The sequence below is a fragment of the Synechococcus sp. OH20 genome (assembly GCF_047502685.1).
GTDB lineage: Bacteria > Cyanobacteriota > Cyanobacteriia > Thermostichales > Thermostichaceae > Thermostichus.
This window is the reverse complement of sequence record NZ_JANSIQ010000011.1, coordinates 37,998-53,651: the sequence shown is the minus strand read 5'-3', so window position 1 is coordinate 53,651 and position 15,654 is coordinate 37,998. Positions and strand designations below refer to the sequence as shown.

Annotated in this window: 12 protein-coding genes, 1 pseudogene and 1 CRISPR repeat array; of the genes and pseudogenes, 8 read left to right on the top strand and 5 right to left on the bottom strand. The window is 59.6% G+C overall.

Annotated features, from left to right (window positions below; translation table 11 throughout):
• Positions 1-97: 97 nt before the first annotated feature.
• Complete coding sequence (gene ylqF / locus NW826_RS02250; RefSeq protein WP_414335692.1) at positions 98-949, top strand: ribosome biogenesis GTPase YlqF; 852 nt, start codon at positions 98-100, stop codon at positions 947-949.
• 60 nt (positions 950-1,009) lie between these two features.
• Here the strand turns inward: ylqF and NW826_RS02245 are convergent, their stop codons facing one another.
• Positions 1,010-2,098 (bottom strand): radical SAM/SPASM domain-containing protein, encoded by a 1,089-nt coding sequence (locus tag NW826_RS02245; RefSeq protein WP_414509337.1) that lies wholly within the window; start codon positions 2,096-2,098, stop codon positions 1,010-1,012.
• 107 nt (positions 2,099-2,205) lie between these two features.
• Between NW826_RS02245 and NW826_RS02240 the strand changes: the two genes are divergently transcribed.
• The 5 genes from NW826_RS02240 to NW826_RS02220 all read left to right on the top strand — a co-directional run bounded on the left by NW826_RS02240 (position 2,206) and on the right by NW826_RS02220 (position 7,860).
• Positions 2,206-2,571, top strand: coding sequence for an NAD(P)H-quinone oxidoreductase subunit M (locus tag NW826_RS02240; protein WP_414335694.1), 366 nt, complete (start codon positions 2,206-2,208; stop codon positions 2,569-2,571).
• A gap of 76 nt (positions 2,572-2,647) precedes the next feature.
• Positions 2,648-3,085: a DUF2996 domain-containing protein gene (locus NW826_RS02235; RefSeq protein ID WP_414509336.1), complete on the top strand. Its 438-nt coding sequence runs from the start codon at positions 2,648-2,650 to the stop codon at positions 3,083-3,085.
• Between the two features lie 162 nt (positions 3,086-3,247).
• Positions 3,248-4,729 (top strand): glycogen synthase GlgA, encoded by a 1,482-nt coding sequence (gene glgA, locus NW826_RS02230; protein WP_414509335.1) that lies wholly within the window; start codon positions 3,248-3,250, stop codon positions 4,727-4,729.
• A gap of 173 nt (positions 4,730-4,902) precedes the next feature.
• Positions 4,903-6,513, top strand: coding sequence for a glycoside hydrolase family 57 protein (locus NW826_RS02225; protein ID WP_414509334.1), 1,611 nt, complete (start codon positions 4,903-4,905; stop codon positions 6,511-6,513).
• Positions 6,514-7,860 carry an FGGY-family carbohydrate kinase gene (locus NW826_RS02220; RefSeq protein WP_414509333.1) on the top strand — a complete coding sequence of 449 codons (1,347 nt, stop codon included), beginning with the start codon at positions 6,514-6,516 and terminating at the stop codon, positions 7,858-7,860.
• Positions 7,861-8,032: 172 nt separating this feature from the next.
• Positions 8,033-9,261: direct repeats of the CRISPR family, unit length 36 nt; unit sequence GTTTCCAATTTCTAGGGATCCCCCCGAAGGGGAACC.
• A 259-nt stretch (positions 9,262-9,520) separates the two neighbouring features.
• Here NW826_RS02220 and NW826_RS02215 read toward each other — a convergent pair.
• Positions 9,521-10,372: a Tab2 family RNA-binding protein gene (locus tag NW826_RS02215; protein ID WP_414369081.1), complete on the bottom strand. Its 852-nt coding sequence runs from the start codon at positions 10,370-10,372 to the stop codon at positions 9,521-9,523.
• Between the two features lie 19 nt (positions 10,373-10,391).
• Positions 10,392-10,880 carry a VOC family protein gene (locus NW826_RS02210; protein WP_414335947.1) on the bottom strand — a complete coding sequence of 163 codons (489 nt, stop codon included), beginning with the start codon at positions 10,878-10,880 and terminating at the stop codon, positions 10,392-10,394.
• Between the two features lie 256 nt (positions 10,881-11,136).
• On the opposite strand from NW826_RS02210, the gene NW826_RS02205 reads away from it, so the two are divergent.
• A complete protein-coding gene (locus tag NW826_RS02205; RefSeq protein WP_414509332.1) occupies positions 11,137-12,264 on the top strand; it encodes an energy transducer TonB in 1,128 nt (375 codons plus the stop codon).
• Positions 12,265-12,426: 162 nt separating this feature from the next.
• Positions 12,427-13,551: a glycine cleavage system aminomethyltransferase GcvT gene (gene gcvT, locus NW826_RS02200; protein WP_414509331.1), complete on the top strand. Its 1,125-nt coding sequence runs from the start codon at positions 12,427-12,429 to the stop codon at positions 13,549-13,551.
• On the opposite strand, the gene NW826_RS02195 is transcribed toward gcvT, so the two are convergent.
• Positions 13,548-14,504 carry a sigma-70 family RNA polymerase sigma factor gene (locus NW826_RS02195; protein WP_414509330.1) on the bottom strand — a complete coding sequence of 319 codons (957 nt, stop codon included), beginning with the start codon at positions 14,502-14,504 and terminating at the stop codon, positions 13,548-13,550. The two genes, gcvT and NW826_RS02195, sit on opposite strands and share 4 nt — an antisense overlap.
• Before the next feature lie 668 nt (positions 14,505-15,172).
• Positions 15,173-15,654 (bottom strand): annotated as a pseudogene (locus NW826_RS02190) (hypothetical protein); the annotation flags it as partial.

Here is a 15,654-nt window from a genome sequence, read left to right as displayed (position 1 = left end):
GAATACTTTGGTGGGCCAGTCGAGCCTCTTGTGGGGAATTGGGCTAGATTGGATCCCACTGCTGATTGCTGTTGTTCACTCTCAAAGTTTTGGCGGCATGGGTTCTCCGGCCATCCAGTGGTATCCCGGCCATATTGCCAAGGCCATTGGCCAATTGCGGGAACAGTTGCAGCGGGTGGATGTGGCGATCGAGGTGGTGGATGCACGGATCCCGTTGGCCAGCCGCCATCCCGATCTGGGCCAATGGCTGGGGGAAAAACCTCGCCTCCTGGCTCTGAACAGGGTGGATTGTATCGAAGCCAGGGATCTGAAAGCTTGGCAGGAGTATTTTTTACGGCAAGGGATCCCTGTCTATCCCACCAACGGCCAATCGGGAGAAGGAGTGAATCGCCTTAAACAGGCGATTTTGCAACTGGGGCAGGCGGTCAATAGGCGACGTCAACAGCGGGGCATGCGACCGCGGGCGGTTCGGGCCGTGGTGGTGGGCTTTCCCAACGTGGGCAAATCCGCTTTGCTGAACCGGCTTTTGGGGCGGCGGGCCGTCGAGAGCGCCGCACGTCCGGGGGTGACGCGGCAATTGCGATGGGTGCGGCTGGGAGGGGAGTTGGATCTGTTGGACTCGCCGGGCATCATTCCGCCCTCTCTGCCGGATCAGCAGGCGGCCTCTCTGTTGGCCATCTGCGATGACATCGGCGCAGCCGCCTACGATCCCGAACGGGTGGCGGCCCACTTTTTGGATCAGGTGCTGAAGGTGCAGCCCCAAGCCCAAGCGCTCCTACAAAAGCGCTACGGCTGGACGGATGCGATCCCTCTCGGCAACGTAGCCGTGCAAGAGCTGGCCGAGCGACGCTATCAGGGGAATCCCGAACGAGCGGCGCGGCAAATTCTCAACGACTATCGCAAGGGCTTGCTGGGGCCACTGGTCTTGGAACTCCCTCCCGATACCTGAGCCGCCCAAAAGAAAGTCACGTGGGGCCGCCAGGGGGCATTGACTTTATCTGGAAACCATTCACACTTGTCCCCAGCCGGGATCCAAGCTCTGTTTCCAGGGCCGGTACACCTTGAAGTAGACAACAGAACCCACTTGCCTGGCCAAGGCTTTGGCGAAAGTGTCTCCGCCCATACAGCGCTGGCAAACGGGATGGTTCACCTGCAAGCGATGGAACCCCTGCCGCAGCACACAGGCCGGCTGGCCCCGCAAAGTGTCGGCCAGGGATCTCCCCGGCGCCACCTGCCCCAGTGGGATTCGCCCTTCGTAGTCTTTGCAGCAAGGCACCACCGTACCGTCGTAGAGGATCCCCGCCTGAGCAGAAGCCCCATTGCAGTATCCCCAACGGGCTGGGATCACCCGGTTTGTTTCCACATTGCCCCAACTGTCCAACGGGAACGTTTCCAAAACCAAGCGCGGATGGATGGGGATCTGCTGCCAGCGGCCCGCTCGATAAGTGGCAATCTGGGCGTCCACCCAATCGGGAGCCGGTGCATCAGGGATCCCTTGCAAAGCTCGTCTGGCCCAAGCCGAGAGCTGAGCGCGCATCTGCTGGGCAGAATCGATCACCGAAAGAGCCTTGTGCGGCACCAAAAAAGGGTGGGGGCTAGTATCCAGGAACTTGAGATGCACCCGCGTAGGGCTGGTCGAGCGCAAATGCGTCTGCAGAAACTGGGTGATCCCGGCAAAGTAGCGCTCCGGCGTCAGGCGGGTCGGTGCTCCGCGGATGCTGAAGGTAGCCGGATCGGGAGTTTGCAGAGAGAGCGTCAACTTCGTCAGCCGGCTGCGGCTCAGCTTTTCAACGTGCTCTGGCCAGAGGGCGAAGGTGCTACCGTTGCTGGTCAAGTGCAGGCGGAGACCAAGCTCAGCGGCCCTGTGAATGCCCTCAAAAAGGTGTGGGTAGAGCAACGGCTCCCCCATCAGGTGAAAAGCAATCACGCGGGCTAGCCCTGTTGCCGCTACCTCTGCCAAAATCTGCTCCAGCAGCGCGGGATCCATATGCCCCCGCCGCCGTTGCATGATCGCATCTGGACAAAACTCACACTTAAAGTTGCAAACGTTGGTTACCTCGATGTGTAGTCGCTCCAGTGGGGAAACAGCAGCAGGCATAGAGAAAACCTAGGCGGAATCAGGCTGAGGACAAATGGCGGATCCCCCACTGGCGCTAGGTAGTGATACGCTGTTGAGAAGGTTAGATCCAGATTGGAGCCATTGTAATGCTGAAGTGTACCACCCGCCACGTTCACATCTTTGCCGGCGAGGTTACTGCCGACAACAACTTTGTGCCCCGCGACGATCTGCTCACCCTCGATGTGGATCCGGATAACGAGCTGGTCTGGAACGATGCCGCCCTGCAGAAGGTCTATGCCCGCTTTGAGGAATTGGTGGAAGAGTACAGGGGCCGGGATCTGACCGAGTACAACCTACGGCGCATCGGGTCTGACCTGGAACACTTCATTCGCTCTCTCCTCAAGCAGGGGGAGATTGCCTACAACCTGCAGGGGCGTACTCCCAACTACAGCATGGGCTTCCCCCAGATCCCTGCCGAAGGGATCGTCGGCCAGTACATCCCCAAAGGCTAGCCCTCTTCGCCCTTCTGGACAGATCTAGCCCATTTGAGTCTGTAGCCCAACTTACTTGTTGTCGGAGCACCGATCCATGTCTGGAGAACCCACCCCTCAAGAGACCACTGGCGAAAAGTCGGCCCCTGTCGAGGTCGCCAATCCTGCTACTGAGGCGACTGGCTCCGCCAAAGCCGCGGCGAAAAAACCAGCCAAGGAAGAGAAGCCTTTTGAGCAACTGATTGCAGAAGACCTGATCCCAGCAACCATCGCCGCTTTTGAGAAACGCGGCGTCAACGATCTGCAACTGCGGCTGGAGGGCAAGACGCTGGTCGGCTCATTTGCCGGCGGCAAGAAGCAGTTTAGCGTCCTCTTTGCTGAGGGATCCCTCAACGGGCCCAAGTTCTTCCGCTGTGCTGTTGAAGGATCCCCGGCCAGCACCCTCGAGTCTTTTATGATCGACGAGCGCCGCGTGGACGTGAACCTGTTTGTTTTCTATCTGGTGCAGCGCCTCTACGCCCAGCAGTGGTATTGAGGGATCCAAGCTCCTAGATAGCCCAGCCAAATCGCGCCTGTTCTGCCAGAAGGGATCCCTATTCGGGGATCCCTTTTCGCTGAGGCGGGGGATGGGCTAGCGAAGCCAAAAGAGATTATCTTTTGTGAAGAAAAGTAAGGCGGTGCTACGGGAGATCTCGAAATGTACATCGTGCAGATTGCGTCGGAATGTGCCCCCGTCATTAAGGTGGGTGGGCTAGGGGATGTGGTGTACGGCCTCAGCCGGGAGCTAGAAGTGCGGGGGCACTGTGTCGAGCTGGTTTTGCCCAAGTACGACACCATGCGCTACGACCAGATCTGGGGCTTGCACGATGCCTACCGCGACCTCTGGGTGCCCTGGTATGGGGGAGCCATCCACTGCTCGGTGTACTGCGGCTGGGTACATGGCCGCCTTTGCTTTTTTATTGAGCCCCACTCCGGCGACAACTTCTTCAATCGCGGCTGCTACTATGGTTGCCCAGACGACAACATGCGCTTTGCTTTTTTCAGCAAGGCAGCTTTGGAGTTTCTCCTCAAAAGCAACAAGCGCCCCGACATCATCCACTGTCACGACTGGCAGACAGGACTGGTGCCGGTACTGCTCTTTGAGATCTACAAGTACCACGGCATGGAAAACCAGCGGGTATGCTACACCATCCACAACTTCAAGCACCAGGGCTTTGGCGGCCCGGAAATTCTTTGGGCCACTGGCCTCAATCGGGAGCCCTATTACTTCCACTACGATCGTCTGCGAGATAACTTTAACCCCTTTGCCCTCAACTTTATGAAGGGCGGGATCGTCTTTTCCAACTTTGTCACCACGGTTTCTCCCAACCACGCCCTGGAAGTGCGATTTGGCGATTACGGCTATGGGCTGGGTCACACGCTTTATTTACACCAGCACAAGTTTCGCGGCGTCCTGAACGGCATCGATTACGATATTTGGAACCCTGAGATTGATCGCTTTATTCCTTTTCGCTATACAGCGCAAACTTTGGAAAACAAGGCCAAAAACAAAAGAGCCCTGCGAGAACGGCTGCTGTTGCAAGATGTCGAAAAGCCGATTGTGGCCTATATCGGACGCCTCGATGAACAGAAAGGCGTGCATCTGGTGCACCACGCCATCTACCGCTCCCTGTTCAAAAATGCCCAGTTTGTCCTACTGGGATCCGCCACGGAGCCGGGGATCGGCGCCTGGTTTGCCCATGAGAAACGCTACCTCAACGACAACCCCGACGTTCACATCGAGCTGGGTTTCAACGAAGAACTTTCCCACCTCATCTATGCAGGGGCAGACATCCTGGTGGTGCCCAGCCACTACGAGCCCTGCGGCCTCACCCAGATGATCGGCCTCAAGTACGGCACAGTTCCGGTGGTGAGGGGCGTGGGCGGCCTGGTGGATACCGTTTTTGACCGCGACTACGACAGTTGCAAATTGCCTGAGCAACGCAATGGCTACGTGTTCTACCACACGGATCACGCAGCCCTAGAGTCGGCGCTGGATCGGGCCATCGACCTGTGGTACACCGCCCCCGACCAGTTTCGCCAACTGCAAACCCAAGGCATGAGCTACGACTACTCCTGGAACTACCCCGGCAAAGAATACCTAGAGATCTACGACCAAATTCGCCACCGCTGGTCCTGACCAACATCCCCCCGGCGGCCACCAGCGATCCCCAGCGATCCCAGCCCTTGACCGCGAGGGGGAAATGCTGGACGATAGGTAGCAATGCTGCTCTTAACCTTCCCTACAGATTGATTGCTGGGGAAGGAAAGCTTGCTCCCTTATCTTCTCCCACCTGAGGATCCCTAGCCGCCATGATAGGCTATCTTGCCTTGGTACTCCACGCACACCTGCCCTTTGTGCGCCACCCGGAGCAGGACTTTGTGCTGGAAGAAGAGTGGCTCTACGAAGCCATCACCGAGACCTATGTCCCGCTGCTGCACATGTTCGAGGGGCTGCGGCGAGATGGCATCGACTTTCGCTTCACCATGTCTCTGACGCCGCCGCTGGTGTCGATGCTGCGGGATCCCTTGCTGCAGGAGCGCTACGACCACTATCTAACCAAGGTGGAAGAGCTGGCCCAACTGGAGTACGACAAGAACGCCACCAACGGCCACATTCGCTACCTAGCCGAGCACTACATCAAGCAATTTGCCATGGTCCGCGATCTCTGGGAGCGCTACGACCGAGACCTGGTGCGGGCCTTCAAACAGTTTCAGGACAGCGGCAACTTGGAGATCATTACCTGTGGCGCCACCCACGGCTACCTGCCCCTGATGCAGATGTACCCGCAGGCGGTTTGGGCGCAGCTGATTGTGGCCTGCGAGCACTACAACGAACACTTTGGCCAATGGCCGCGGGGGATCTGGCTGCCGGAATGCGCCTACTACCAAGGGCTGGAGCGGATGATCGCCGATGCCGGCCTGCGCTACATGATCACCGACGCCCACGGCCTGCTCTACGCCAAGCCACGGCCCCGTTACGGCATGTACGCCCCCATCTTTACCGAGACCGGTGTTGCCGTCTTCGGTCGGGATCACGAGTCTTCCCAACAGGTGTGGTCGGCGGAGGTGGGCTACCCCGGGGATCCCGTCTATCGCGAGTTCTACAAAGACCTAGGGTATGAGGCCGACTACGAATACATCAAGCCCTACATCATGCCCAACGGCCAGCGGAAAAACACCGGCATCAAGTACCATCGCATCACGGGGCGCAACCTAGATCTGGGGCAAAAGCAACTTTACGATCCCTACTGGGCCAGGGAGAAGGCGGCAGAACATGCGGGCAACTTCATGTTCAACCGCCAGCGACAGATCGAATATCTGCACAGCGTCATGGGGCGCCCGCCGCTGGTGGTGGCTCCCTACGATGCTGAGCTGTTCGGCCATTGGTGGTACGAGGGCCCCTGGTTTTTGGATTTTCTCATTCGCAAGAGCTACTTCGACCAAACCACCTATCGCATGACCCACCTGGCGGAGTACTTGCGGGAGAACCCCACCCAACAGGTGTGCAAACCGGCCCAATCCAGTTGGGGGGCGCGCGGCTTCCACGAGTACTGGCTCAACCCCACCAACGCCTGGATCTATCCCCACTTGCACAAGGCCACCGAGCGGATGATCGAGCTGAGCCGCCGTGAGCCCGCCGATGACCTGGAGTGGCGAGCCCTGAACCAGGCGGCGCGGGAAGTGCTGTTGGCCCAATCTTCCGACTGGGCCTTCATCATGCGCACGGGGACGATGGTTCCCTATGCCGTACGCCGCACCAAGTCCCACCTGCTGCGCTTCAATCACCTCTATGAGAAGATCCAAGCCGGCCAGTTGCGGCGAGAAAAAGCCACCCCCGAAGACGAGCAGTGGCTGGCCAAGGTGGAATACATGGACAACATCTTCCCCAACATCAACTACCGAGTTTACCGGCCCCTCTGAATGTCCCCTGTATTTCTCGGGATCGATCTGGGCACTTCGGGGATGCGGGTGGTGGCCCTCTCCGAGACAGGGGAGGTGGTGGTCAAAAGCGAGCGCTCCTGGGATCCCCCGGAAACCAATCCAGGCCGCTGGCTGCGCACCCTGAAGGCACTGCTGGGCCACCTCAAAGCTCAACTGGGGGATCGCTGTGCCATTGTTGCCCTCAGTGCCTGCAGCACCTCGGGTACAGTGCTGCCGGTGGACGGGCGGGGCATGCCGCTGGATCAAGCCTGGCTGTATTCCGACCGGCGGGGCCAGGCCCAGGCCCAGCGCCTGGGGATCCCTGCCAGTTGGGGGCTCGGCCGCTGGCTGTGGTGGGCAGAGGCCCATCCCGACCAATACCGGGACAGCTACCTGGCCCATCCGGCGGACTTTCTCCTCAGCCAACTGGGGGGCCGCCGGCGGGTAACCGATCACACCCATGCCCTCAAGAGCGGCTTTGACCTGGAAACCTACACCTGGCCGCGGGAGCGGCTATCTCAGCAGGGCCTTGATCCCAAGCGCTTTCCTGAGGTGGTGGCGCCAGGAACAGTTCTGGGAACGGTGCGGCCTGAGTGGGAGCTGGGGCCAGAAGTGCTGATTGCTGCCGGGATCACCGATGGCTGCGCCGGGCAACTGGCAGCAGGAGCTACTCGCTTGGGGCAGGTTTCCACCAGCCTGGGCACAACTCTTATCTTCAAGGCCAACAGCCCTGACCCTGTGCAAACGCCGAGTATCTATTCTCATCTGCACCCCGACCGCAGCGGTTGGTGGCCGGGGGCGGCCTCCTTTTGCGGCGGCGGCGTCCTGCCCCACTTCTTTCCCGGCGGCGACTTTGCTGCCTTGGATCGGCAGGCGGAGGCCCATCTGCCCACGGGCCTAGTCAGCTATCCTCTCTGCCGGCCCGGCGAGCGTTTTCCCATCCTGGATAGCGAATTTGCCGGCTTCTTGCCCCAGGCGGAAGTGGGATCCCTTCGCTTTTATGCAGCTCTTTTGGAAGGGGTGGCGATGGTGGAGCGGCTGGGGCTGGAAACCTTGATTGCCCACGGGATCCCAGTGCAAGAGCCGCTATTAACCACTGGCGGCGGCTGCAAAAGCCCCCTCTGGCTGCGCCTGCGGGCCAGCATCCTCGCCCGCCCCCTGGCAGTGGTCAGGCACCCGGAGCCGGCGGTAGGGGCAGCCATCCTGGCCGCCTCAGCCTATTGGTGCTGTTCGGTGCAGCAGGCTGCCGATCGCTTGGTACAGGTGGAACGCCTCATCCAGCCGGATTCCGAGTGGGTCAAGGCTTATGCCGAGATCTACTCGGAGTTCCGTAGCCGCCTTTTCTAGGGAGTTTCCAATTTCTTTTCTTTTCCTTCCAATTTCTAGGGATCCCCCGAAGAGCTAACCGCTCGCCTCCCCTCTCCCACTGGGAGAGGGGCCAGGGGTGAGGGAAGTTGGATCCCCCCGAAGGGGAACCCCACCCTGGGCGTAGCAGCACTGGCCCGCCCCGTCGTCCCGGGTTTCCAATTTCTAGGGATCCCCCCGAAGGGGAACCTAAGCCGGCGAAGCCTAAGCCGGTGAAACCGGCGACCAGTTTCCAATTTCTAGGGATCCCCCCGAAGGGGAACCTGTCGACATACGTTCCGATTACACCATCATCAACATTGTTTCCAATTTCTAGGGATCCCCCCGAAGGGGAACCCCGTTCCCGACGTTGACTATCGTCGAGGGGTGATTATTTCTGGGTTTCCAATTTCTAGGGATCCCCCCGAAGGGGAACCGCTAAACCTGCAAGCACAGGCAGAGGGAGGGATTAGCGTTTCCAATTTCTAGGGATCCCCCCGAAGGGGAACCCTTCGCGAGCTAATTCAGATCCTTCCAGACTGGCCAGCGTGTTTCCAATTTCTAGGGATCCCCCCGAAGGGGAACCATTAAAGGGGTTGGCGCACCCCTCAACCCGTCTAGTAGTGTTTCCAATTTCTAGGGATCCCCCCGAAGGGGAACCTTGAGGAGAAAGCTAAGCTTAACTACCTGGCTCGCAAGTTTCCAATTTCTAGGGATCCCCCCGAAGGGGAACCAAGAAGAGAAGGGGAACATGATTCGAACTCTGGACGAGTTTCCAATTTCTAGGGATCCCCCCGAAGGGGAACCGGCCCACTGACCGTCAGCTTCAACCCAAAATATCTGTGTTTCCAATTTCTAGGGATCCCCCCGAAGGGGAACCCCGAAGAATTGCTGCAGATACTTGCTGCTGCGAAGACTCCGGTTTCCAATTTCTAGGGATCCCCCCGAAGGGGAACCTCGTCCGGCGAGTGTCCTGATTATGGAGGGGATGTGATGGTTTCCAATTTCTAGGGATCCCCCCGAAGGGGAACCCGCGGCCGTTGCCCGGCTGCCGCTCCGCCTTGAGGCGGGCGTTTCCAATTTCTAGGGATCCCCCCGAAGGGGAACCCTCTCAGGTGAGCGACGAGCTCATCGACCAGCTCGAGTTTCCAATTTCTAGGGATCCCCCCGAAGGGGAACCTTGAGGAACGAAGATCGTTTGGAGTTTCGGATCTTCAGTTTCCAATTTCTAGGGATCCCCCCGAAGGGGAACCGCTCTTTCTCCTTTCTCCAAAACAACAGCTCCCCTCTCTTGTTTCCAATTTCTAGGGATCCCCCCGAAGGGGAACCTGTGCGCGTGCAATAGGCCCATCGCGGCTTCCCTCACTGGTTTCCAATTTCTAGGGATCCCCCCGAAGGGGAACCTCTACCCTTATTAAACCCAAGCGGGGCAAGGAATGCAAGACCCATTTGCGAGGGGGTCGGTCGAAGACGGCAAAAAAGAGCCTGGAAGAGGGGGGGTGAGAGGCCTGAAAGCCTTGTGGCGCAAGGCATCGAGCGGGTCAACGAAAGAATCGGCCTTTGTGGGATTTGGCGAGGCGCTCGCGGAGCTGCTGCTACCGTTTTTGTGTTGCTTTGCCAACACAGCTAGCTTGAGGATCCACGTAAGGGGCCGACAACGGTTTTAAAGGGGATGCTGCATCAGCCAAAAGCCGGCGAAAGACTGGGCCCGGAAATCGCTTTGGATGGCGAGGAAGTGGATCCCTTGGGCTTGGCGTTGGCGTTGGGCAAAGCCTTCTGCCTCCGCTTGCAGCTTTTCATCTTTTAGTTGCGCAAACAGGTAGCAATCGCTGAGGCCAGCCTCGAACAGCAGCCGTCCCTCCGCCACCGTCAAGTAGGCAGGCTCCATACCGCTCAGCCAGGCTGCTATGGGCAGCGCCCGCCGCGAGGCAATCACCAACCCAGGAATGATTGTGTCAGGCGCCAGGGCCTCCCAGTTTAGGGGGAACAGCTCACCAAATTCCATTGGCCAGGTCTCGGCATCCCGCAGATCCCCGGCCCGCAAGGTAACGAACGCCCAGCGCTCCCCCTGCAACTTGTCCGGCAGGGGGATGGGATCCGGCGGATCCGTCTCCACCGGCGGCTCGGGGCTGTAGGTAAATTGGGTTTCCTGAGGGTAAACCTGCTCTGCCCGTTCCCGCATCCAGGCCTTGAGGGCATAGACGCGGCGGCTGGGCAGCATCGGGATCCCAACGGCGTTGCAGGCCCGTTGCAAAATGGAGCTCATGCGGGCGCGGAAGACGCGAATGGCCGAAGGGGGCTGGGGGGCCACTTCCAAATAGCTGCGCAACTGTTGGGCCACCCAGGTGCTATTGACCTCTTGGTTGCTGCAGTACTGGGCCTGGCGAAACTGGCCGCTGGCATCGCACACCAGCAGCTCCCAAACCCGCCGCTCCTGCGCATCCCGCAGCGGAACGGCGTTAAAATCCATCTGCCAAATGGGGCCGCGCGCAGGGCCTAGGGGTTGAGTGGCCAAAGGATCCCTCCTGTTCGCGCTATGTGCCACTTTCGCCACCACCTGAGTGGGCCGAGGGGTGTTCCCGCGAGCGGTGCGAAGCCTCATCCCCGACCATGGCCCATTCCCGCTCCCCGAAAATGGCGGTGGTGTGGCGGTAGTGCTTAAACTCCAGCAGGTTGTAGAAGGGATCCTGCAAAAAGAAGGTGCCGTGCTCCAGGGGGGTGCCGACAAAGCGCCAGCGCGGCTCCTGATAGAAAGGCAATCCCCGTGCCTGGGCCCGCTCAGCCAGCGCCTGCCAATCTGCTTGGGCAGGGAAGATCAGGCCAAAGTGGCGGGGGTAGATGCCCCGCTGGGGCCTTAGCTCTTCCTGGGTGAGGTGGGCCACCAGTTGATGGCCATAGAGGTTCAAAATGACTGAAACAGGCGTTTCCCGACCGATTTGGCAACCCAAGCCCTCGCCGTAGTAAGTCTTGGCCAAGGCAATATCGGCAACGGGAAAGGCCAGATGAAAGCGGATGGGTTCCATGGGCTCTCTCGCAAAGCAGCCTGCTCGACTCAGGATCCCTGCTCTTTATCAAGGTAGGCGATTTTGGAACGGCTGCTGCCAGGTGGGATCCCTTCTCAGGCCCAAGCTGTACGCCTTTGCGCAGGAGTGCCAACCGCTCGGATGCTATAACACTAGCTAGTGTGTAATCCGCTCGCGTCAGCGGGACGGAGTGGCCGAGTCTGCAACAAGAGAACTCGGTGTGTTGAGAGGTTTGTAAGAAGGGGCAATCTTGGCCATGGCCAGCATCTGGGTTGAACAGCGCCGCCGCGAGGACGAGTCGCGCGATTTTTTTTGGATGGTGGCGCTGTCCTTGTTGCTGCATGCGCTGGCGCTGCTGGCCTTGCTCTACTGGAGTCGGTTTTGGCCGCTTCGCCAGGAAGAACAAAAAGCCATCGAGTTTATCCTTCTGGAGCCAGAAGATCTCAAGCCGCCGGAAGAGGCAAAGCTGGTTTCAGAAGTGGATTCCCGCGATGGGGGCAAACGGGCGGAAGCCCCTCCTTCCCAGGGCAGTCCACCCCAATCCCAGGCTGCTCCTCGCCAGGAGGCTCCCCAACCCCAGCCGCCGCAACCACAGCAGCCTGCCCCTGTGCCACCCCCTGCCCCGGCGGAAGTTGCCCTGGCCACTCCTAGACCTACCCCACCCCCCACACCAACTGCGCCTCCGGCTCCTCCTCGGCCTGCGGCAACCCCAACTGCAGCCCCACCTCCGCCCACCCCAGCCCCCCGACCCACTCCCACCCAGACCCCGCCGCCCGTGGCGGCTGCTCCTCCTGCCACGCCGGCTCCCACGCCTCCCCCCACCGCCGAGCCTCTACCCGTGCAGCCCAGCGAGCGGGCCTCGGATCTCAGCCAATTGCAGCCCGTTGCGCCTGCTCCCCAACCGCCGACGGAGGTTCTCCCTGCTGAGCGGCCCTCCGATGCTTCCCAGTTGGGGCCGCCCATCAGCGCTTCCGCTCCCAGTGATGGGGCCGGGATCCAGGGCAGAGGAGCCAGCGGCTTGGCCAACCCCACCCAGTCGGCTCCCAACCCCCCCAGTGTGGCGGCGCGGGCCAATGTGGATTGGGGCCCTTGGCTGGCAGCTTTGCAACGGAAAGTGGAACAAAATTGGATCCCAGGGCAGACCGGCACTTCCCGCCGCACGGTGGTGATCTTCACCGTGGGTCGAGCCGGCGACCTACAGAGCATTCGCTTAGGGCGCACATCTGGCAGCCAACAAACCGACGACGCGGCGCTGACGGCGATTCAGCGGGCGGCACCCTTTTTGCCTCTGCCTGAAGCCTATGAGGGCAACTCGGTGACGATCAACTTCACCTTCGACATCAACGTGTTGGGACAATTAACCGTAGGTGGATCGGCTAACTGACAACGGCCTCACGGTGCTGCCTCCCAAAACGTCGCAGCAGAACTGCAGGGATCGCTCCAGCTTGTCAATTGCGGATCATGGCAGGGACAGAAGGCACTGGACAAGCTCGGAGAATCGGCGACGGTGCGTTTATCCTAGTCCTTGATTCTTAGAGATCCGTTGATGGGCACAACTTCTCTGCAGCGCACCCCCCTGTTTCCCTTCCATCAAGCTCTGGGGGCGCGGTTTGTCTCCTTTGCCAGCTGGGAAATGCCCCTGCAGTACCAGGGGGTGGTGGCCGAGCATCGAGCAGTGCGGGAGCGGGTGGGGGTATTCGACATCTCCCACATGGGCAAGTTCGAGCTCTGGGGGCCGGAGCTGGGATCCCACCTCAGCCGGCTGGTGCCCAGCGACCTGGCCGCCGTTCGGGCGGGATCCGCTCGCTACACGGTTTTGCTCAATCCGCTGGGGGGCATTGTGGACGATGTCATCTTCTACCGGCATCCACCGGAAGGGGAGCTGGAGCACTGGAGCCTGATCGTCAACGCGGCCACCCGCCACAAAGATAGGGAGTGGCTGCAGCAGCAGGGGATTCCTGGGCTGGAACTGCAAGATCACACCGAGTCCCAAGTGCTGCTGGCGGTGCAGGGGCCGGCAGCGGAAGAGGTCCTTCAGCCTTTTTTGGCGGGATCCCTGAAGGCTTTGCGCCGCTTTCAACACGGGCAGTTTGCTCCTCAAAAAGGGGGATCCTCAGGGGCAAGGGTCTTTGTGGCCCGCACCGGCTACACCGGAGAAGACGGCTTTGAGATCTTGCTTAGCCCCCCAGAGGGCTGCTGGCTCTGGGAGCAACTGGTGCAGGCAGGAGTACAGCCCTGTGGCTTCGGCTGCCGCGATACCCTGCGCCTAGAGGCTGCTTTTTGCCTCTACGGCCAGGACATGGACGAGAGCACCACTCCCCTGGAAGCTGACTTGGGTTGGTTGGTCAACAATCCAGGGGACTACATTGGCAAGCTGGCCCTCGAACGTCAACGCGAGCAAGGGATCCCGCGTCGCCTGGTGGGGTTTCGCCTGTTGGATCGAGCCATTCCCCGCAGCGGCTATGCCATCTACGCTCCCAACTCCCCTGAGCTGATCGGGCGGGTAACCAGCGGCAGCCATTCTCCTACCTTGGGCTACGGCATTGGCCTGGGATATGTGGATTCAACTTGGGCCAAGGTGGGATCCCGGCTGGAGATTGAGATTCGGGGCCAGCGCCGGCCCGCCGAAGTGGTAAAAAAGCCCTTCTACAGAGGGGCAGGCTCCAGTTAGCTTGGGGGGTTGAGCTGTCTGCCGGCCTTGGGGGTGGAGTATTCCTGCTGCAGCCGCCGCAATTTCCGCAGGGCCCGCCGCTCAATTTGCCGGACTCGCTCCCGCGAAAGACCGATGTGCTCCCCGATCTCCCGCAACGTCAGGCCCTTCGACCCATCCAGCCCATAGCGGGCCACAATTACCTGCTGCTCGCGTTCGCTCAGTTGGCCCACCAGAGCGCGCACCTCCTCGCAATGGGCAACCCGGTTCAGATGTTCGACCGGATCGTTGTCCTCGTCGGGGATAAAATGTTGCAGCTCGGTGCCGTCTTCGTCCCCTACTCCCACATTCAAAGAACGCATCTCCGCCATGTGGCGGGTGATCAGTTCGCGGTAGTTGTCGCCAATATCTAGCGAATCGAAAACTTCCTCTGCGGCAGGCCGGGATCCCCTTTCGGCGGACAGCTCGCGGTAGCGCCGCTTCACCTGGGAGACCTTCTCGTACATGTGGGCGGGCAGCCGGATCAGGCGCCCCTTGTTTTGGATGCCGCGGTTCACGCTCTGCCGGATCCACCAGGTGGCGTAGGTGGAGAACTTGTACCCCCGCGTGGGATCGAACTTTTCCACGGCGCGAGTGAGGCCGATGGTGCCCTCCTGAATCAGATCCAGAAAGGGCAGACCGCGGTTGCGGTAGCGCTTGGCAATCGACACCACCAGGCGCAGGTTGCACTCCACCATGCGCTTCTTGGCGGCTTCCCCCTGCCGCAGGATCTGCTGCAGCTCCTCTAAAGGGATCCCCAGCCGTTGGCTCCAATCCTCCAGCGACTCGTGCTGCCGCCGCTGCTCCAGAAGGGCCATCATCCGCTGCACTTGGTGGGCCAGACGCAGTTCTTCCTCGGCAGTGAGCAACGAGTAGCGCCCAATGATTTTTAAGAAACGCCCCACTGCGTCTTGCAGCTCAAGATTTTCCGACATATCCAACCCCACACCATAAGTTGATGCCCTGTCAGAATCTTCTCTTCTGCTGTCGCGTCAAGCTTTCTTCCCACTAGGAAGCCGACCTTGCTGCAAACAGCACCTTATTCATACCAGTAGAAAAGCCTTTCCGTAAAGGTTTTGGCAACCTAAAATGCAGACTTTCAGCGCCTATTTGATTCACTAAATTTATTGAGTCCTGTCCGTGAGCTACTGCCAGCAGTGCCTCAGTTCTGGGCTCTGTCGGCTCCCTGATCTACGGGTAGATGTTACGAAAATAAAGCGATTCCGTTACTCAAAACTTAGACCAATAGGATCGGGAAAAAGCAAGTAAAATCGGTCATGCTCTCTTAATCGTTAACCAGATTGCACTGAGATAAAAAACATGTTTTTTGATACACTCTACATCGCTACAGATGCCTATTTTGTCTGTAGAAACCCATCGGAGAGGCCGGCCCAGCAAGGCATCGAACGGACTGCTGGCCCATTTCTGCAACCTTTTGAGGCTGATTTCAGAGAGAGTTGTCAATAAGCCTCAGCCCCAAACCAGCCAAGGCAGATCCCAAGGAAAAGCCGTCGTCTTGGCTTTCCCAAGTTTAGGGCAAATTAAGGCAAATTTTGAGCCTTAGACACTACCTGTGGAGTCAAACCTTCGAGCCGCCAGCGTACTACAGGTTATCCGTCGAGTAGGGGCTGTGGAGCCCGGAGGGGAAAAGCCGCAACCCCTGCTGGCGCACGCGTTGCTCCTGCAGCGGGAGAGGAGTGATGCGCGGCAAAGGCGTAGCCTCAGGTTGAGGTGTTGGAGTGGGAGCAGGCGTAGGCAAGGGGCTAGGTGTTGGTTTCGGCGTGGCCACTACAGCCGCTGGGGTTGGCACAGCAGGTGTGACCTCAGCCGGGATCCCTTCTGAGGTGGGACGGGGACGCCGGAGTTGAAAGCGCGGCTGGCGACGTGGTGCAAGAGTGGGCGTCGGCTCTGGTGTGAGAGTGGGTGCCGGCGTTGATGTGGGTGTTGGTATTGGTTCTGGCGTCGGTGTGGGTGTGGGCGTCGGCGTGGGAAGCGAAGAATCCTTAGACTTAATCAACTCAATAGATGTCGAAGAAGACCATAAGGTATAAGTATGTGTACCAGTAGTAAAAAAAAAAAAAATGT